The organism is Pseudoalteromonas sp. Z1A8 (assembly GCF_011378855.1).
Classification (GTDB): Bacteria; Pseudomonadota; Gammaproteobacteria; order Enterobacterales; family Alteromonadaceae; genus Pseudoalteromonas.
On the sequence record NZ_WTLB01000014.1, the window covers coordinates 24,221 to 38,990 of the forward strand.

A 14,770-nucleotide genomic window follows, 5' to 3' on the forward strand; every position below is an offset into this window, starting at 1 on the left:
TTCTTTAAATAGCTTGAGGCTGGTTAGAAGAGATGGTATCTACGCTTTGATATAAAAATGGAGTTTTATTCCTTTAGGTCTTGTTTTGAGTTTAGGGCGAAAATCCAAAAAGAATGTACCGATCCGATTCCTTCTACAACCCTTAACGATTTTGCTGGGCGATAAAAGCAAGCGAGTGCTGATTGAATAAGTCTGGGCGTTCCACATTACAAACATGGCCGCAATGGTGAATAGTTTGCAGTACGCTGTTTTTATGACGCTTAACCATTTCTTTAACAGGGCCAAGGAACATATGATCTTCCTTACCCATAATGTACAGAATGGGAATATCAATGTCTTTTTCTTTGAAATATTGCATTAAAGGATTTACGTCCATGGCTAATTTAAACCATTTTATAAACTCTTTTTGGCACAAGCGTTTTGCTTCACGAACAAACAAAAGTCGAGATTCTTTATGACGCTTTTTCGGCATCATAATAAAAGCAAATAAGCGATACAGCCACATATAAGGCAGGAAGTGTTTAAAAGTATTACCTAAATAAACCAATGTATTACTGCGAGTATTAAAACGAGTAACCGCTCCACCTAGCACCATGCTAGAAACATATTGCGGCGCAATTTCAGCAATATTTCGAATAATAATTGTGCCCAATGAAATGCCAACAAAGTGTGCGCTGGTGATATTGTTATGATCTAACACGTCAATAATATCTTTTGAGACATTATTAAACGAATAATTATTATCAACAAAGTGTTGTACTAAGTTATTCGATTTACCGTGACCGCGAAGATCTAGCAACAACACATTATATTCTTTTTTATACGCTTTAAGCTGACGAAACCAGATTGCCGAACTACCACCTGCGCCATGGACAAATACAACCCATGTTTTACTGGTTTCGTGCGCAAAAGTAGTATGGAAAAGAATGTCTTTGCTCATTGCAGTTAGCGGCCTATTTACTTCGTTTGGCATATTCAATTGCTGGAAGTATAACGGAGTTTAATAAAAATCTCTTATGAAGTTGAGATCAATGGCTTCTACTTAATAGCTTTTGGCAGCAGATTTTGATTTTTAAATGAAAACCAATAAAAATGACCCGCCCTTATTTTCACGTTATGGAAATCGCCTTCCTCGGCTTTGCTGCTCGCGTGGCGTGTTGGGTTTCGCTCCAACTAATCAACCTACAGTAAATTGTAATGTGGTGTTGCCATTTAAGGGATTTGCTCACTTTTACACCGCTGTTTAGTATTCATGACACTTCCCATCCAATTGGGTCTAATTAATTAGTCTACAAACACCCTCAAAACATGAAATTTTTAACTAAAAACTATACCCTTCGGCGCAGTTATTATTTAAATAATGGATGAACACACACACATGACAACATCTCAAGATGCAACGCTTTCAAATGCATCAACAAACACACACACTAATTCAAGCAAAAATTCAAACACAAAAACTAAATGGAACCTGCACGATACACAGTGGACATTAAGCTTATTTGGTACCGCAGTAGGCGCGGGTATTTTATTTTTGCCTATTAACATTGGTATTGGCGGTTTTTGGCCGTTAATTATTATGGCGTGTTTAGCGTTCCCTATGACCTTTTGTGCGCATCGTGGATTAGCACGTTTTGTACTGTCGTCAAAAAATAAAGATGCCGATTTTACCGATGTAGTTGAAGAACACTTTGGTGTGACTGCGGGCCGGTTAATTTCTTTATTGTACTTTTTATCTATATTCCCAATTTTGCTTATTTACGGTGTGGGCTTAACCAATACTGTTGATAGTTTTATGGTTAATCAAATGGGGATGGAATCACCTTCTCGCGTGCTACTTTCAGGTGTATTAGTTGCAGGTATGATTAGCTTAATGATGGGCGGCGAGCGCTTGATGCTACGTGCCTTTGCTATCTTAGTGTATCCGCTTGTGGGCATATTGTTGTTTTTATCGCTTTATTTAATCCCTAGCTGGCAGATGCCAGATATGACAGTGCCTGAAATGGGCAGCTTTGGTAAAACGCTGTGGTTGTCGATTCCTATAATTGTGTTTTCGTTTAGTCACGCAGCGGCTATATCTAGCTTTGTAAACGTACAACGTGGTCATTATGGCGAACAAGCTACACGTAAGTCTGAGGCGATTTTAAAGCGTACTAGCTTGCTACTTATTACCTTTGTACTGTTATTTGTGTTCTCTTGCGTGCTGTCGCTTACAGGCGAGCAAATGGCGGCGGCTAAAGCAGCTAACGTGTCGGTTTTATCCTACCTTGCTAATATTACTGACAACTCATTTATTGCCACACTTGGGCCGCTTGTTGCTTTTATTGCTATTACGTCGTCGTTTTTGGGTCACTTTTTAGGGGCACGCGAAAGCTTTACAGGTTTAGTAACTAAGCAAACAAGCTTAAGCGCAAAAGCTGCCGATAAAATTGGTGTGTTAATCATGTTTTTAGCTATTTGGTTTTGTGCTGTTAAAAACCCAAGTATTTTAGACATGATGGATCAGTTATCGGGCCCTATCATCGCGATGATTTTATTTATTATGCCAATGATTGCGGTTTATAAAGTACCTGCACTTTACAAATACCGTAACCGCTTAAGCACGCTATTTATACTAGCGGTTGGCTCACTTGCTGTGTTTGCACTTTTGTACGGTATGCTCAAGTAGCCTTTTGTTAATAAGTAAAAAGCCCAGCTAATCTAATTAGTTGAGCTTTTTAAACATAAAAAAATGGCGCTCACTGAGCGCCATTTTTAGTTTAATTCGTTGCTATTATTCTGTATCTGGCAGGTTACGGCCATAGAATATTTCTTGCATTTCGCGAGTCAGCTTTGAGCGAATTTGTTCTTCTTCGCCCTCTGATAAGTCTGCTGTCGAAATACCGAATAGGTACGTGTTTAAATCGGTTTCTTTTAACATCATTTTGGTGTGAAACAGGTTTTCTTGATACACGTTCACGTCCATCATTTGGTACGCTTCTTTTGTATCTTCTGTCATGAAGTTTTGAATCGAGCTAATCGCGTGATCAATGTAGTGTTTAACACCGTTTATGTCGCGGGTAAAACCACGAACGCGGTAATCAATAGTTACTACATCTGACTCAAGGCTATGAATTAAGAAGTTTAACGCTTTAAGTGGCGAAATAATGCCACACGTAGACACTTCAATATCAGCACGGAATGTACAAATACCATCATCAGGGTGAGCTTCTGGGTATGTGTGTACACAAATGTGGCTTTTATCTAGGTGCGCAACAACTGAATCAGGTAATGGGCCTGGTGCTTCGTCAGCATCGTAATTTTGCTGCTCTTCTACTGGTTCTTCTGAAACCAAAATAGTTACACTTGCGCCTTGCGGTTCATAATCTTGGCGCGCTACATTTAGAATGTTAGCACCAATAATATCAACAACTTCACCTAAAATGTCGGTTAGTCTATCTGCACTGTACTGCTCATCGATATATTCAATATATTCTTTACGTTGTTGCTCGGTCTTTGCGTAACAAATATCATAAATACTAAAGCTTAAACTTTTGGTTAAATTGTTAAAGCCATGAAGTTTAAGTTTATCGAAGGGTTTGTTCATAATAAACCAACCTATAAATTAGTGGGTTCTGCACCTGCAGAATGAAAAGTTCGCGGATTTTATACGAATTTTCCTCGTGGAAAAAGCGTTATTTTGCTTGTTCTTGCACAACTTCGTGGCTATGCGTAATTTCTACTGTTTTATCAAGCATTAATGCAACCGAGCAATACTTTTCAGCAGAGAGTGAAACTGCACGTGCAAGGTGTTTTTCAGACACATTATTGCCTTTAACAACAAAGTGTAAGTTAATTTTGGTAAACACGCGTGGGGCTGTTTCGGCGCGCTCTGCACTTAGTTGAACCTGTACATCAGAAAAATCTTGTTTAGCTTTTTTTAAAATACTAACCACATCAACTGATGAACAACAGCCAACTGACATTAAAACCATTTCCATTGGGCTTGGTGCTGCGCTATCGCTGCCGCCATCAAACACAACATTGTGGTTAGAATTAGAACGGCCAATGAATGTATCGCCTTCAACCCATTTTACATTTGCTTGCATTGTTATATCTCAAAAAAATATTTTCTTGATTGTAAGCAAGTTAGCCGTAGTTGCAAATGAAAATACAACGCAGGGCTATAAAATGGCTAAGATTGTTGCGTTAAAGCGCTATCAAAGAGGTTTTTTACTAAACCTGCAAATTCATCTATAAAGGCATGCTGTTCAGCCGTGACAGGCTGTGAGGTGATGCTACTGAGGACTTCTTCTAAATCGTAAACTATGCCGTCAACTTCGCGTACAATTTGACTACGCTGCTCTGTGTTGAGGTTTGTGTGCTGCTCGCAAATAAGCATCACATTTTGTGCAATAACGTCTTCGATTAATTCCATTACTGTTGGGGCACCTGGTTTTATTTCGCCTGGCTTCTCAAACAATGCTAAATTTTGAGTTAGATACATGATCAAATCATCGTACCCTTGCCTATCTAAAACCATTTTTGTACCACCTTTGTATAATTAATTATTTTGATTTAAGCAGAAAGCGCTGCTGATTACTAGCTTTGCACGATAGCAATACAAAAAAAGCAGCCGAAGCTGCTTTTTTAGTGATTAAGTACTGCTTAATCTATTTTTAAGCCTGGGCTTAATGTTGCTGGCATCGCTACTTTTTCAAGCTCTACTGAAGCTACAGGGTATGCACAGTAGTCGGCTGCGTAATATGCGCTTGCTCTGTGATTGCCCGATGCGCCAATACCACCAAATGGTGCTGCGCTTGATGCGCCAGTAATTGGGCGGTTCCAGTTAACAATACCGGCACGAATACGACGTAAAAAGTGGTCGTAATCTGCTGCACTATCACTTAATAAACCAGCCGATAAACCAAAGGTTGTATCGTTTGCTTTATCAATGGCTTGATCAAAGTCATCAAAGCGGAATACTTTTAAAAGTGGTCCAAAATGCTCTTCGTCTGGGAAGTCATTAATATTTGTACACTCAATAATACCTGGTGTTACAAAGCCGGTATTGGCTGTGTGATCAAGCTCTACTAATACTTGACCGCCAAGCTCAACAAGCTCGTTTTGCGCTTTAACCATGCCCGCTGCTGCAGCTGATGAGATCATAGAGCCCATAAATGGCTGATCTGCATCGTCGTAGTTACCTACTTTAATCGCTTTAGTTGCTGTGATTAAACGCTCCAGTATCACATCGCCTTTGCTACCTGTTGGTAAAAATAGTTTACGTGCACACGTACAACGCTGACCACTTGAGATAAACGCAGATTGAATAATATCGTGAACAACGGCTTTAGTGTCTTCAACGTCAGTAATAATAAGTGGGTTATTACCACCCATTTCTAATGCTAAAATTTTACCAGGTTGACCCGCAAACTGTTCATGTAAAATATGACCAGTACGAGAAGACCCCGTGAAGAACAAGCCATCAATACCTTTGTGAGCAGCAAGGGCTTTACCCGTTTCTACTTCACCTTGTACAAGGTTAATGACACCTGCTGGTAAACCTGCTTTTTCCCATAGCTTAAGTGTAAGCTCTGCAACTTTAGGAGTAAGCTCAGACGGTTTAAATACCACTGTGTTACCTGCTAAAAGCGCTGGCACAATGTGGCCATTAGGTAAGTGACCCGGAAAGTTATACGGACCAAATACAGCTACAACACCATGTGGCTTATGACGGATCATTGCACGGCCAAGTGGCATTGCGTTTTCTACGTCGCCAGTGCGCTCTAAAAATGCTTTTTCAGAAATGGCAATTTTACCAACCATAGCACCCGCTTCTGTGCGAGTTTCCCACAGTGGCTTACCAGTTTCTTGTGCGATAGTTACGGCTAGCTCTTCGCTGTTTTCTTTTAATTGCGCTGCGAATGCTTTAATTATTTCCAAACGCTCAGTAAAGCTTTTATCAGCCCATGCATAAAACGCTTCGCGCGCTGAATTTACTGCGGTATCTACTTGCGCCGCAGTGGCTGATGAAGCCTGCCAAATAACGTCGTTATTTGCAGGGTTTACTGAATTAAATTCTGTGCCTTGGCCTGCTGACCATTGACCATTTATAAATTGTGCAGGATGAGTCATATACTTTCTCCTAAATTAAATCGTGGTTGCACTAACAATATCGCCAGCTTGCAAATGCAATGCATTTGCTATTTCTTGCGATAAAATAAGGCTTTTTGCGCGCTCGTCGAATGTCATTGGTGTAACGGTTGCTCTGAAATCTTCAAGCTTTTCGTTTGCTAGTAACACCATGGTGTCGCCAGTCATTTCGCCAATTTCAACGTTAAAGTCGTTAGCATTACGAATTGTTGCAATGTTATCTACTTTTGCTTCAACCGTTGGACCGCCGTCAAAAATATCTACGTAGCCATTAAACGTAAAGCCTTCGCTTTTTAATAATTCAATTGCTGGGCGTGTGTTGTCGTGTACTTTACCTATTACAGCTTGCGCATCTTTACTTAGTAAATTTACGTAAATTGGGTATTTAGGCATTAGTTCTGCGATGAATACCTTTTGGCCAATACCTGTTAGGTAATCGGCTGTTGGAAAATCCATTGAGAAAAAGTGCTCTTCAAGCCACTGCCAAAAAGGGCTACTGCCATTTTCGTCAGACACGCCACGCATTTCTGCGATCACTGTTTGTGCAAAACGCTCTTGATGCTGTTTTATAAACATAAAACGCGCTTTTGAAAGTAGCTTACCGTTACAATTTTTACGATAGCCATCTTTTAAAAACAATGTGCAAAGCTCTGTCGCACCTGTGTAGTCGTTACATAGCGTTAAAATATCAACGGCTTTGTATACGTCTAATGTACGCGAAGAGTGAATCACTTTACTTAAGTGATAATGATAAAATGCATCATCAAGCCCTACCGCCGCTTCAATTGCAGATGTTCCTACAACTTCACCGGTTTCGCTATCTTCAAGAACAAACAGGTAGCCTTCGTCACCAGGTTGTGACGTTTGTTTAGCAAATGAGCTTACTGAATGGTCGATCTTCTTTTGTAATAGCTCTTCGTTTAAAGGCAAAGACGTAAAACCATGCCCAGATTCGTGGGCAATTTTCAGTAATGCTGAATAATCATTTTGCTGGATTGGGCGAAGGATCATCATGAGTCCGCTTGCTCCCTTATAAATAACGGTAAATAGGAATTGCAGGGCAAGCAGTGCTTGCCCTTAATTGGTTGACTTGGGTAGCTTATGCGTTTACTACGCTTGCTACTGCTTTTTCAAAGCGTGCCATACCTTCGCGAATGTCCGCATCAGGAATTACTAAAGATGGAGTGAAACGTACTACGTCTGCGCCAGCAACTAATGACATAAGACCTTGCTCGGTACCAGCCACTAAAAACTCTTTTGCACGACCTTTGTATTGCTCGCTTACTACTGCACCAATTAATAAACCTTGGCCACGGATTTCACTAAATACGTTGTATTTTTCGTTAACCGCATTAAGTAGCTCAGTAAATAATGCTGCTTTAGCTTTTACGCCAGCAAGTACTTCAGGTGTATTTACTGTATCGAATGCAGCTTCTGCAACGGCACACGCTAATGGGTTACCGCCATAAGTAGAACCATGAGTACCTACTTTAAGGTGCTGTGCAATCTCAGTTGTTGTGATCATAGCGCCAATTGGGAAACCGCCGCCAAGTGCTTTAGCTGAAGTTAAAATATCAGGTACTACGTTTAAGCCTTGGTATGCGTATAAATCGCCAGTACGGCCAACACCTGTTTGTACTTCATCAAAAATAAGCAGTGCGTTGTGTTTAGTACATAAATCGCGAACGCCTTGAGCAAACTCATCTGTCGGTGAAATGATTCCGCCTTCGCCTTGAAGTGGTTCCATCATTACGGCACATGTATTGTCGCTAATAAGTGCTTCAAAAGCAGCTAGGTCGTTGTAATCACAATGTACAATGTCGCCAGGCTTAGGACCAAAACCATCTGAGTAAGCCGCTTGGCCGCCAACAGTTACGGTAAAGAATGTACGACCGTGGAAACCTTTGTTGAACGCGATGATTTGTGATTTTTCTGCGCCAAATTGATCAAGTGCAAAACGACGCGCTAGTTTAAGCGCTGCTTCGTTTGCTTCTGCGCCTGAGTTGGCAAAGTAAACTTTTTCAGCAAATGTAGCATCAACCATTTTTTTAGCTAGGCGAAGTGCCGGCTCATTGGTCATTACATTTGATAGATGCCAGATTTTTTCGCCTTGCTCTTTTAATGCACCTACTAATGCAGGGTGGCAATGGCCAAGACAGTTAACGGCAATACCACCAGCAAAGTCGATAAACTCTCGACCTTCTTGATCCCATACGCGAGAGCCTTCGCCTCGAACTGGGATTACGCTTGAAGGTGCATAGTTAGGTACCATTACTTGATCAAATAATTCGCGATTGACTGTCATTTTATTTCCTCTTAATTGTGAGCAACACAAAACATCAAAATAGGTGTTTGGTTAATATTTGTAACCAACTTTATAGGCAAGATCAGTAACCTGATAATTGCGCAAAATTGCTTTGTGGTTCAATTTTCAGACGCACATTATTTCAGAATTACTTATATCTGTCTCGTTAAAAACTTTCATGTATCCCTTTAAAATAAAGGGCTAAAGATATTATTTCATAGATAGTGAATAACTATTTGCATAGCTATTTATGCTTATTTTTAGACAACTAACCGCATGAGCACCAAGGCGCGCACGCTTTAATCGGCAAATATGCAATATAACAATAGAGTGAGAATGAATGGTTAGTCGCAAAAAAATTAACAAAAAATTCAGATTTTTAGTCAATTTGAATAGCTAAATTGGTAAAATTACTCGATTGGAGGGTTTTTAGTTCCGTTTTAGTGAACTTAAAGTGCGAAAACCAGCTTAGAGTTTCATCGGGCTCAATAAGTTGATGCTCTTTTAAATTAAGATATTGAGAGTAACAACGTGCTTTTAGCATTACCTCTGTTAACGGCAGTAATGTATCGCCTTTATCTACCCCATTTACCAACTGCTGCATTACACCTTTAAACGGTAAATATTTAAAAGCCATTTTGTCTATTACCTTAGCGCTTACTTCTATCGATTTATTACAAAGCAACGTGGTTAAAAATAATGGATCGGGCTTTAGTTCTAATAATGCGGTGTGTAAGTTTTTTTGGTTTTCATTTCGGGCTAGTTGTACTTTGCGTTGCCATACTTGCTCAAACGTTTTTAAGTACAAGCGCACTAATGCAACTCGCCCTACATCTAAAAGCATTCCAAGGGTAAATGCATGCACGTCATTCACATTATTTATTTGTGCAATTTTTTGCGCGGCAATGGCATTTGCCATTGCACTGTCACGTAGCCGGCGTTTTAAAAGTGAAAAAGGTTCGGTGCTATGTGGCATCCAATGACGCACGGCAAATGTAGGTATAACTAGCTGTAAGTTATCAAGGCCAATATAACGAAGGGCTAGCGACGGTTTATCTACTTTTACAGATGTGTTTTTACTACGCTGATTACGGTAGTAAGGTAAATTAACGAGCGTTACTAACTCTCTACCCAACCAGCCTATGTCATTCACCAATGGTTCTAAACGCCCTACTGATGCCGACTTTACAGCTAATATATCGAGTATATTGGCAATGCCATCTTCAATACCTATAGTGCTATGAATTACGCCATCTATATCTTCGAGCTGCTTATATATAGCAGTTTCAATTGTTTTGTGTAATTGCTCACTCGCTTGAGCGCGGTACTTATGATGTGCAGTACTGCTTTGCTGACGCTTTTGTTGAGCGGCCACTTCAACCTGAAGCAAGGTGCGCTGCTTCATGGGTTCGCCGTAATCTATATCTAATGTATGAATGAAACCAATTTGCTGGTGCGCAAAGCTATGCCCAAGCAATAAGTCATGAGCTCGTTGGCTTAGTATTTTGGCAGTGCGCTGCTGGGCTACAAGTTCGGTCATGTCATCCATTAATAAAGTATTAAATGCTTTGTGTATTATAACATTAGAAGCGAGTTAAAAAGTTATCAAGCAGTTCTAAGCCTTGATCAGTTAAAATAGCTTCGGGATGAAACTGCACACCTTCGATAGCGAGTTCATTGTGTAACAACCCCATAATTTCGTCAAACTCGCCTTGCTCAGTTTGAGTCCATGCGGTTACTTCAAGCTCTTTAGGTAGTGTTTGTGCTTTAACCACTAAAGAATGATAACGACACACAGTTAACGGATTAGCTAAACCTTTAAACACCCCTTTATTAGTATGCACTATAGGAGATGTTTTACCGTGCATTACTTTTTTAGCACGAATTACATCGCCTCCTAAGGCTTGCGCAATAGTTTGATGCCCCAAGCAAATCCCTAAAATAGGATACTGCCCTTTTAGCTGCTCAACAACATTTAACGAAATCCCCGCTTCGTTAGGCGTACATGGCCCTGGCGACAACACAATGTGCTGCGGGTTTAACTGTTTTATTTGTGCAATGCTTAGCTCGTCATTACGTTTTACTAACACGTCTTGATCTAATCGCTGAAAATATTGCACCAAGTTGTAAGTAAACGAATCGTAGTTATCGATCATTAACAGCATTACACAACAAACCTTATAAATTATTGACCACTACTTTACACAAGTGGTGCTAAGCGCTGCATTCTACCACTATTAATTAGCCAACATAAATTAGCAAAAAGCGTTAAAAATTAACTCCTTTAGCTAAAAAGGCTTCAAAGTCTTTGGCGGGTATTGGCTTACTCAGTAAATAGCCTTGTATTTGATCGCATTCATAGTCGCTTAACTGCTGTAGTTGCTCAACTTCCTCTACGCCTTCGGCAATAATATCGAGCCCTAAGTTTTTAGCTAATTGGCAAATACTTAATACTAATGCTTGGTCACGGGTGTCGGTTACCATATTGCGTATAAAAGACTGATCAATTTTTAATTTATTCACCGGAAAACGCTGCAAATAACCCAGTGATGAATACCCAGTACCAAAATCGTCAATCGATAAGCTAATACCTAATTCGCTTAATTCACGTAGTACGCTAATACCAAATTCTTCATCGTCCATAATAGCGGTTTCAGTTATTTCAAGCTCAATTAACTCAGCCGGCACAGCAAAGTGCGCTAGGCGGTCTTTAATACTTTGCACAAAATACTGCTGAGTAAATTGCCTAGCCGATATGTTTATTGCTAAACGTATATTTAAGTTTTGTTGATGCCATTTTTTAGCTTGCTCAAACGCAGTATCGAGTATCCACTCCCCTAGCGGTAGTATAAAACCGCTATGCTCTGCAATAGGAATAAACTGCGCAGGAGATATAAATTCACCATTATCAAACCAGCGAATTAAACACTCACAGCTGTCTATTTGTTGTGTCTTTATTTGCATTTTAGGCTGAAAGTAAAGCTCAAATTGCTGCTTTTCGATTGCTGTTTCAAGGCGTCTGGCAATATATATTTTACGTGCATGCTTAGCACCGCTTTCACTATCAAAATGAGCAAATGGTACATTACGCTTTACAGCCTCTTCTAGCGCTATATTTGCATGCAGTAGTAGCTCATTATAATTATTACTGGTAGGAAAGCGCGTTACACCACAATTAAAACCCATGCGCATTTCGCCAAAAGGGGTTGATATAGCTTGGCTTAAACGACTTTGAACTCCGCTGAGTAAATCATCTATAGTGATTGAACAGTCTTGCGCGGTATAAACAACCACAAAGTTGGCATCTGCAATATGGTAAATAGTCAGCTTATTTGTACTATTTAAACGCTTAGAGAAATCACGCGCACTTTTAGATAAATGCTTAGCAAATGCATTTATACACTCGTTTGCACCGGTTAACCCATATTGCTCTAATAGTAATTTAAAGTGATTTACATCAATCAGCATTAAGCTGAAAGGTTGCTCTAAAGTAATAAGCTCATTGGTGTAGCTTTCTAAGCTCGCTTGATTAGGTACTTTTGAATACGGATGATGAAATGCTAAATACTCAAGTGAACGTTCGGCTTCGAACTGCTCAGTTACATCACGTATGTGCACATCAAAGGCATCTATTTCTTGTAGCCAATGTATTTGATAGGTGAGGTAATGGTTGTCCAACTGAGTATAAAAGCGCTTTACAAAGCTCGATGTTTGCTTAGCCTCAAGTAGTTGTTGCTCTATATTACGGCTCAATAATGCAATGGGTGTGCTGTTTTTATCTGCTACATACTCTTTATGCATCGCGATAGCCGCAGGGTTGCAATAATTGAGCTTTAAGTCTGCGCTTAAACTAACAATGGGGTTTGGATTGCGCGTAGGAAATAGCGCTAAACGCTCATTATGGGCGCTGAGTTTAATAAACTTTGATGCGTATCTGCCTGTATATATACTTACAAATATTAAAAATAATGAAAATACAATGACCACTTGTACTGTAGTTTGTAAGTCAGTTTCGGTTTCAAGGTAACCTTCTTTAACGCCTAACGATATTTGCGATTCAACTACTTTTAATATGTGGACCAATTTAACCTGTAATGCTGTTAACTGCTCCAACTGCTGCCTTGCTAAATCCCAAGCAACACTGGGCCCCGATAAATTATTATGTAACTCTAAAGCAAGGCTCAATCCACCTTTTAGTGGCTCAGCTAACTTTTGCTGTAGCTGCGCTTCTTTATTGTTTGCATCAATGGCGTTGAGCAGTAATAGCAGCTCGGCATGATTATTTAAAAAGTGAGTTAGGTATAACTGCTGATCGTTCGTTGCGTAATATTCATAAAGTAATCGTTCTTGCTTAACAATAAGTGTTTCTACAAATCGAATATCGCGAAGCGAAGGGATTTGCTGCTCCATAAGCTTAGATGAGGTATTTTTTATTGAATTCGCCTGTAAGTAAACAATGGCAGATACCACAATACCTACGATTACTACCCCAAGGTAAAATTGACGCGCTTTACTGGCAAACTTATTATTGAAGATTTTCATGTCAATTTTGCAACGACCTCATAATTATTAACAACAAATATAAAAACGTAATTATATACAATTAAAGTGGATACTGTTGTTTATATTTTGCTATATAAAAGGATCGATTTTGAAGGGGGTTTGTAAATAAAAAGTGTGATAAAAATAGTGACTAATTAAACGATCAGTCTTGTTATTTAATTATTATACGCTTATCCAATATTCTTTATTACTTGGCCACTTGTTAAATTGATATGTACTTTAGCTGCATCGACAAACGTAAAGCCTTGTTAAGCGGCTACAAATTCTTCAGCACCACCAAAACCATGAACACTCATTGCTTTTATGAGCGTTACCCCTACTAGCCGTTTATAAATAATCTATAATGAGGTTTTATTGTAGCTTTGCCTTTAATAAATGATAATAAGGCTAAATACACAGTCAGTTTCAACATAATACTGGGAATAAAGTATGAATAACGACCACCTGGCTTTGTTTGTACGCATTGCTAATACATATAATATAAGCCTTGCAGGAAGAGAGCTTGATTTATCACCAGCAGTCGCTAGTGCATATATTAGTAAGCTTGAGGAAAACTTAGGAGTACGCCTTATTCATCGTACTACACGTAAGGTGTCGCTGACCGAAGAAGGTGAGGCATTTTTACCTCATGCACAAGAAGTGTTAGCAACGCTTGAAACTGCCCGTGCGTCTGTAGGTGCAGGAAGTTTAGTACCACAAGGTACATTACGTATCACGGCTCCTGCTTCATTTGGACGCATGCATATAGTTCCTGCATTAAAAAGCTTTATGCAAGAATACCCAGGATTGACTATCGATTGTCGCTTTAGCGATACCATTGTTGATTTAGTAGAAGGCGGTTTTGATATTGCAATTCGCGATGCGGCACTTAAAGATTCAAATCTAATTGCTCGTAAACTGGCATCAGATAACCGTATTGTATGCGCATCACCTGAATACATAGCTAAAAACGGCTTGCCTAAAACGCCACAAGACTTAGTTAATCATCAAACGATTAACTTAGCCAGTGTAGAAAGTTGGGCTTTTAAATCAGGTAAAGACACTCTTAATATTAAAACCAAAGGCGCACTTCGTTTTGATAACGGCGAAGCGGTTCGTGATGCATGTGTACAAGGGTTAGGTATTACTATTAGTTCTAATTGGTGTAGCTATAAATGTTTAGAGGATGGCAGCCTAATAGAAGTGTTAAAAGACTTCCCGCTGGTAGCTAATGCCGATATTTGGGCTGTATATCCAAGCAATAGATTATTAGCTCCTAAGGTGCGTGCGTTTATCGATCATTTTATTGCTTACTTTGGTGAAGTCCCTTATTGGGAAAAAGCAGCAACTGCTAAAAAGTAAAAGCGGTTGTTTGCGCTATATCAAATTAAGTTGCCAATGGTTGATTTATGATTGTTTAAACCCCAGTGTATTATATGAAGGCAGTAATTCACTTAAACAACTCATTTATATCCTACTAAGGAGCAAATATGTTAGGCGAAGACCACTCACTCACAAATGACTTTCCAGAGTATTTAAATACCATTGCCAAGCTAAATGAAAGCGATACTGAGTTTGCAAAAAAAGCAGATAAGTACGATAAGCTAGACAAAGAAATTAGAATGTTAGAACTTAAAGATGCGCCAATTAGCGACGAGCAAATGCATCTATTAAAACACGACCGATCAGAGTTAAAAGATTGGCTGTATGAGCACTTACAACAAGCTACACAATAAGCAAAAAAAAGAGCTCACTGATGAGGTGAGCTCTTTAGATCAACAATGGGTA

General features: G+C 39.4%; 13 protein-coding genes. 3 read left to right on the forward strand and 10 right to left on the reverse strand.

Annotated features, from left to right (window positions below; genetic code table 11):
- Positions 1 to 142: 142 nt before the first annotated feature.
- Positions 143 to 940 (reverse strand): alpha/beta hydrolase, encoded by a 798-nt coding sequence (locus GQR55_RS07430; RefSeq protein WP_166420121.1) that lies wholly within the window; start codon positions 938 to 940, stop codon positions 143 to 145.
- Positions 941 to 1,378: 438 nt separating this feature from the next.
- Here GQR55_RS07430 and GQR55_RS07435 point away from each other — a divergent pair, with 438 nt between their 5' ends.
- Entirely contained in the window at positions 1,379 to 2,668 is a 1,290-nt protein-coding gene (locus tag GQR55_RS07435) for an aromatic amino acid transport family protein (protein WP_166420083.1), read from the forward strand.
- 105 nt (positions 2,669 to 2,773) lie between these two features.
- Here the strand turns inward: GQR55_RS07435 and speD are convergent, their stop codons facing one another.
- From speD to GQR55_RS20170, 9 genes are all read right to left on the reverse strand, one after another.
- A complete protein-coding gene (speD, locus tag GQR55_RS07440) occupies positions 2,774 to 3,586 on the reverse strand; it encodes an adenosylmethionine decarboxylase (RefSeq protein ID WP_024593800.1) in 813 nt (270 codons plus the stop codon).
- An 88-nt stretch (positions 3,587 to 3,674) separates the two neighbouring features.
- On the reverse strand, positions 3,675 to 4,088 hold the full coding sequence (locus tag GQR55_RS07445; RefSeq protein ID WP_024600073.1) for an OsmC family protein: 414 nt from the start codon (positions 4,086 to 4,088) through the stop codon (positions 3,675 to 3,677).
- A gap of 86 nt (positions 4,089 to 4,174) precedes the next feature.
- Entirely contained in the window at positions 4,175 to 4,522 is a 348-nt protein-coding gene (locus tag GQR55_RS07450) for a DUF3802 family protein (protein ID WP_024593801.1), read from the reverse strand.
- 125 nt (positions 4,523 to 4,647) lie between these two features.
- Positions 4,648 to 6,117, reverse strand: a complete 1,470-nt coding sequence (astD, locus tag GQR55_RS07455; RefSeq protein ID WP_166420084.1) for a succinylglutamate-semialdehyde dehydrogenase — start codon at positions 6,115 to 6,117, stop codon at positions 4,648 to 4,650.
- A 15-nt stretch (positions 6,118 to 6,132) separates the two neighbouring features.
- The gene (astA, locus tag GQR55_RS07460; protein WP_166420085.1) at positions 6,133 to 7,149 is read right to left on the reverse strand and encodes an arginine N-succinyltransferase; all 1,017 of its coding nucleotides are present in this window, start codon (positions 7,147 to 7,149) and stop codon (positions 6,133 to 6,135) included.
- 85 nt (positions 7,150 to 7,234) lie between these two features.
- Positions 7,235 to 8,440 carry an aspartate aminotransferase family protein gene (locus tag GQR55_RS07465; protein ID WP_166420086.1) on the reverse strand — a complete coding sequence of 402 codons (1,206 nt, stop codon included), beginning with the start codon at positions 8,438 to 8,440 and terminating at the stop codon, positions 7,235 to 7,237.
- 379 nt (positions 8,441 to 8,819) lie between these two features.
- Entirely contained in the window at positions 8,820 to 9,980 is a 1,161-nt protein-coding gene (locus GQR55_RS07470; RefSeq protein ID WP_166420087.1) for an HDOD domain-containing protein, read from the reverse strand.
- Positions 9,981 to 10,023: 43 nt separating this feature from the next.
- Positions 10,024 to 10,605, reverse strand: coding sequence for an aminodeoxychorismate/anthranilate synthase component II (locus GQR55_RS07475; protein WP_166420088.1), 582 nt, complete (start codon positions 10,603 to 10,605; stop codon positions 10,024 to 10,026).
- A 103-nt stretch (positions 10,606 to 10,708) separates the two neighbouring features.
- Positions 10,709 to 12,982: a bifunctional diguanylate cyclase/phosphodiesterase gene (locus GQR55_RS20170; protein ID WP_166420089.1), complete on the reverse strand. Its 2,274-nt coding sequence runs from the start codon at positions 12,980 to 12,982 to the stop codon at positions 10,709 to 10,711.
- A 450-nt stretch (positions 12,983 to 13,432) separates the two neighbouring features.
- On the opposite strand from GQR55_RS20170, the gene GQR55_RS07485 reads away from it, so the two are divergent.
- Entirely contained in the window at positions 13,433 to 14,344 is a 912-nt protein-coding gene (locus tag GQR55_RS07485) for a LysR family transcriptional regulator (RefSeq protein WP_166420090.1), read from the forward strand.
- A 128-nt stretch (positions 14,345 to 14,472) separates the two neighbouring features.
- Positions 14,473 to 14,718, forward strand: coding sequence for a YdcH family protein (locus GQR55_RS07490; RefSeq protein WP_166420091.1), 246 nt, complete (start codon positions 14,473 to 14,475; stop codon positions 14,716 to 14,718).
- Positions 14,719 to 14,770: the final 52 nt, after the last annotated feature.

Bases quoted from the DNA above. Each gene is read 5' to 3' on its own strand.
- GQR55_RS07470 (WP_166420087.1), bottom strand. From the start codon at position 9,980: ATGACCGAACTTGTAGCCCAGCAGCGCACTGCCAAAATACTAAGCCAA.
- GQR55_RS07465 (WP_166420086.1), bottom strand. From the start codon at position 8,440: ATGACAGTCAATCGCGAATTATTTGATCAAGTAATGGTACCTAACTAT.
- astD (WP_166420084.1), bottom strand. From the start codon at position 6,117: ATGACTCATCCTGCACAATTTATAAATGGTCAATGGTCAGCAGGCCAA.
- GQR55_RS07475 (WP_166420088.1), bottom strand. From the start codon at position 10,605: ATGCTGTTAATGATCGATAACTACGATTCGTTTACTTACAACTTGGTG.
- GQR55_RS20170 (WP_166420089.1), bottom strand. From the start codon at position 12,982: ATGAAAATCTTCAATAATAAGTTTGCCAGTAAAGCGCGTCAATTTTAC.
- GQR55_RS07490 (WP_166420091.1), top strand. From the start codon at position 14,473: ATGTTAGGCGAAGACCACTCACTCACAAATGACTTTCCAGAGTATTTA.
- GQR55_RS07445 (WP_024600073.1), bottom strand. From the start codon at position 4,088: ATGCAAGCAAATGTAAAATGGGTTGAAGGCGATACATTCATTGGCCGT.
- GQR55_RS07430 (WP_166420121.1), bottom strand. From the start codon at position 940: ATGAGCAAAGACATTCTTTTCCATACTACTTTTGCGCACGAAACCAGT.
- GQR55_RS07435 (WP_166420083.1), top strand. From the start codon at position 1,379: ATGACAACATCTCAAGATGCAACGCTTTCAAATGCATCAACAAACACA.
- speD (WP_024593800.1), bottom strand. From the start codon at position 3,586: ATGAACAAACCCTTCGATAAACTTAAACTTCATGGCTTTAACAATTTA.
- GQR55_RS07450 (WP_024593801.1), bottom strand. From the start codon at position 4,522: ATGGTTTTAGATAGGCAAGGGTACGATGATTTGATCATGTATCTAACT.
- astA (WP_166420085.1), bottom strand. From the start codon at position 7,149: ATGATGATCCTTCGCCCAATCCAGCAAAATGATTATTCAGCATTACTG.
- GQR55_RS07485 (WP_166420090.1), top strand. From the start codon at position 13,433: ATGAATAACGACCACCTGGCTTTGTTTGTACGCATTGCTAATACATAT.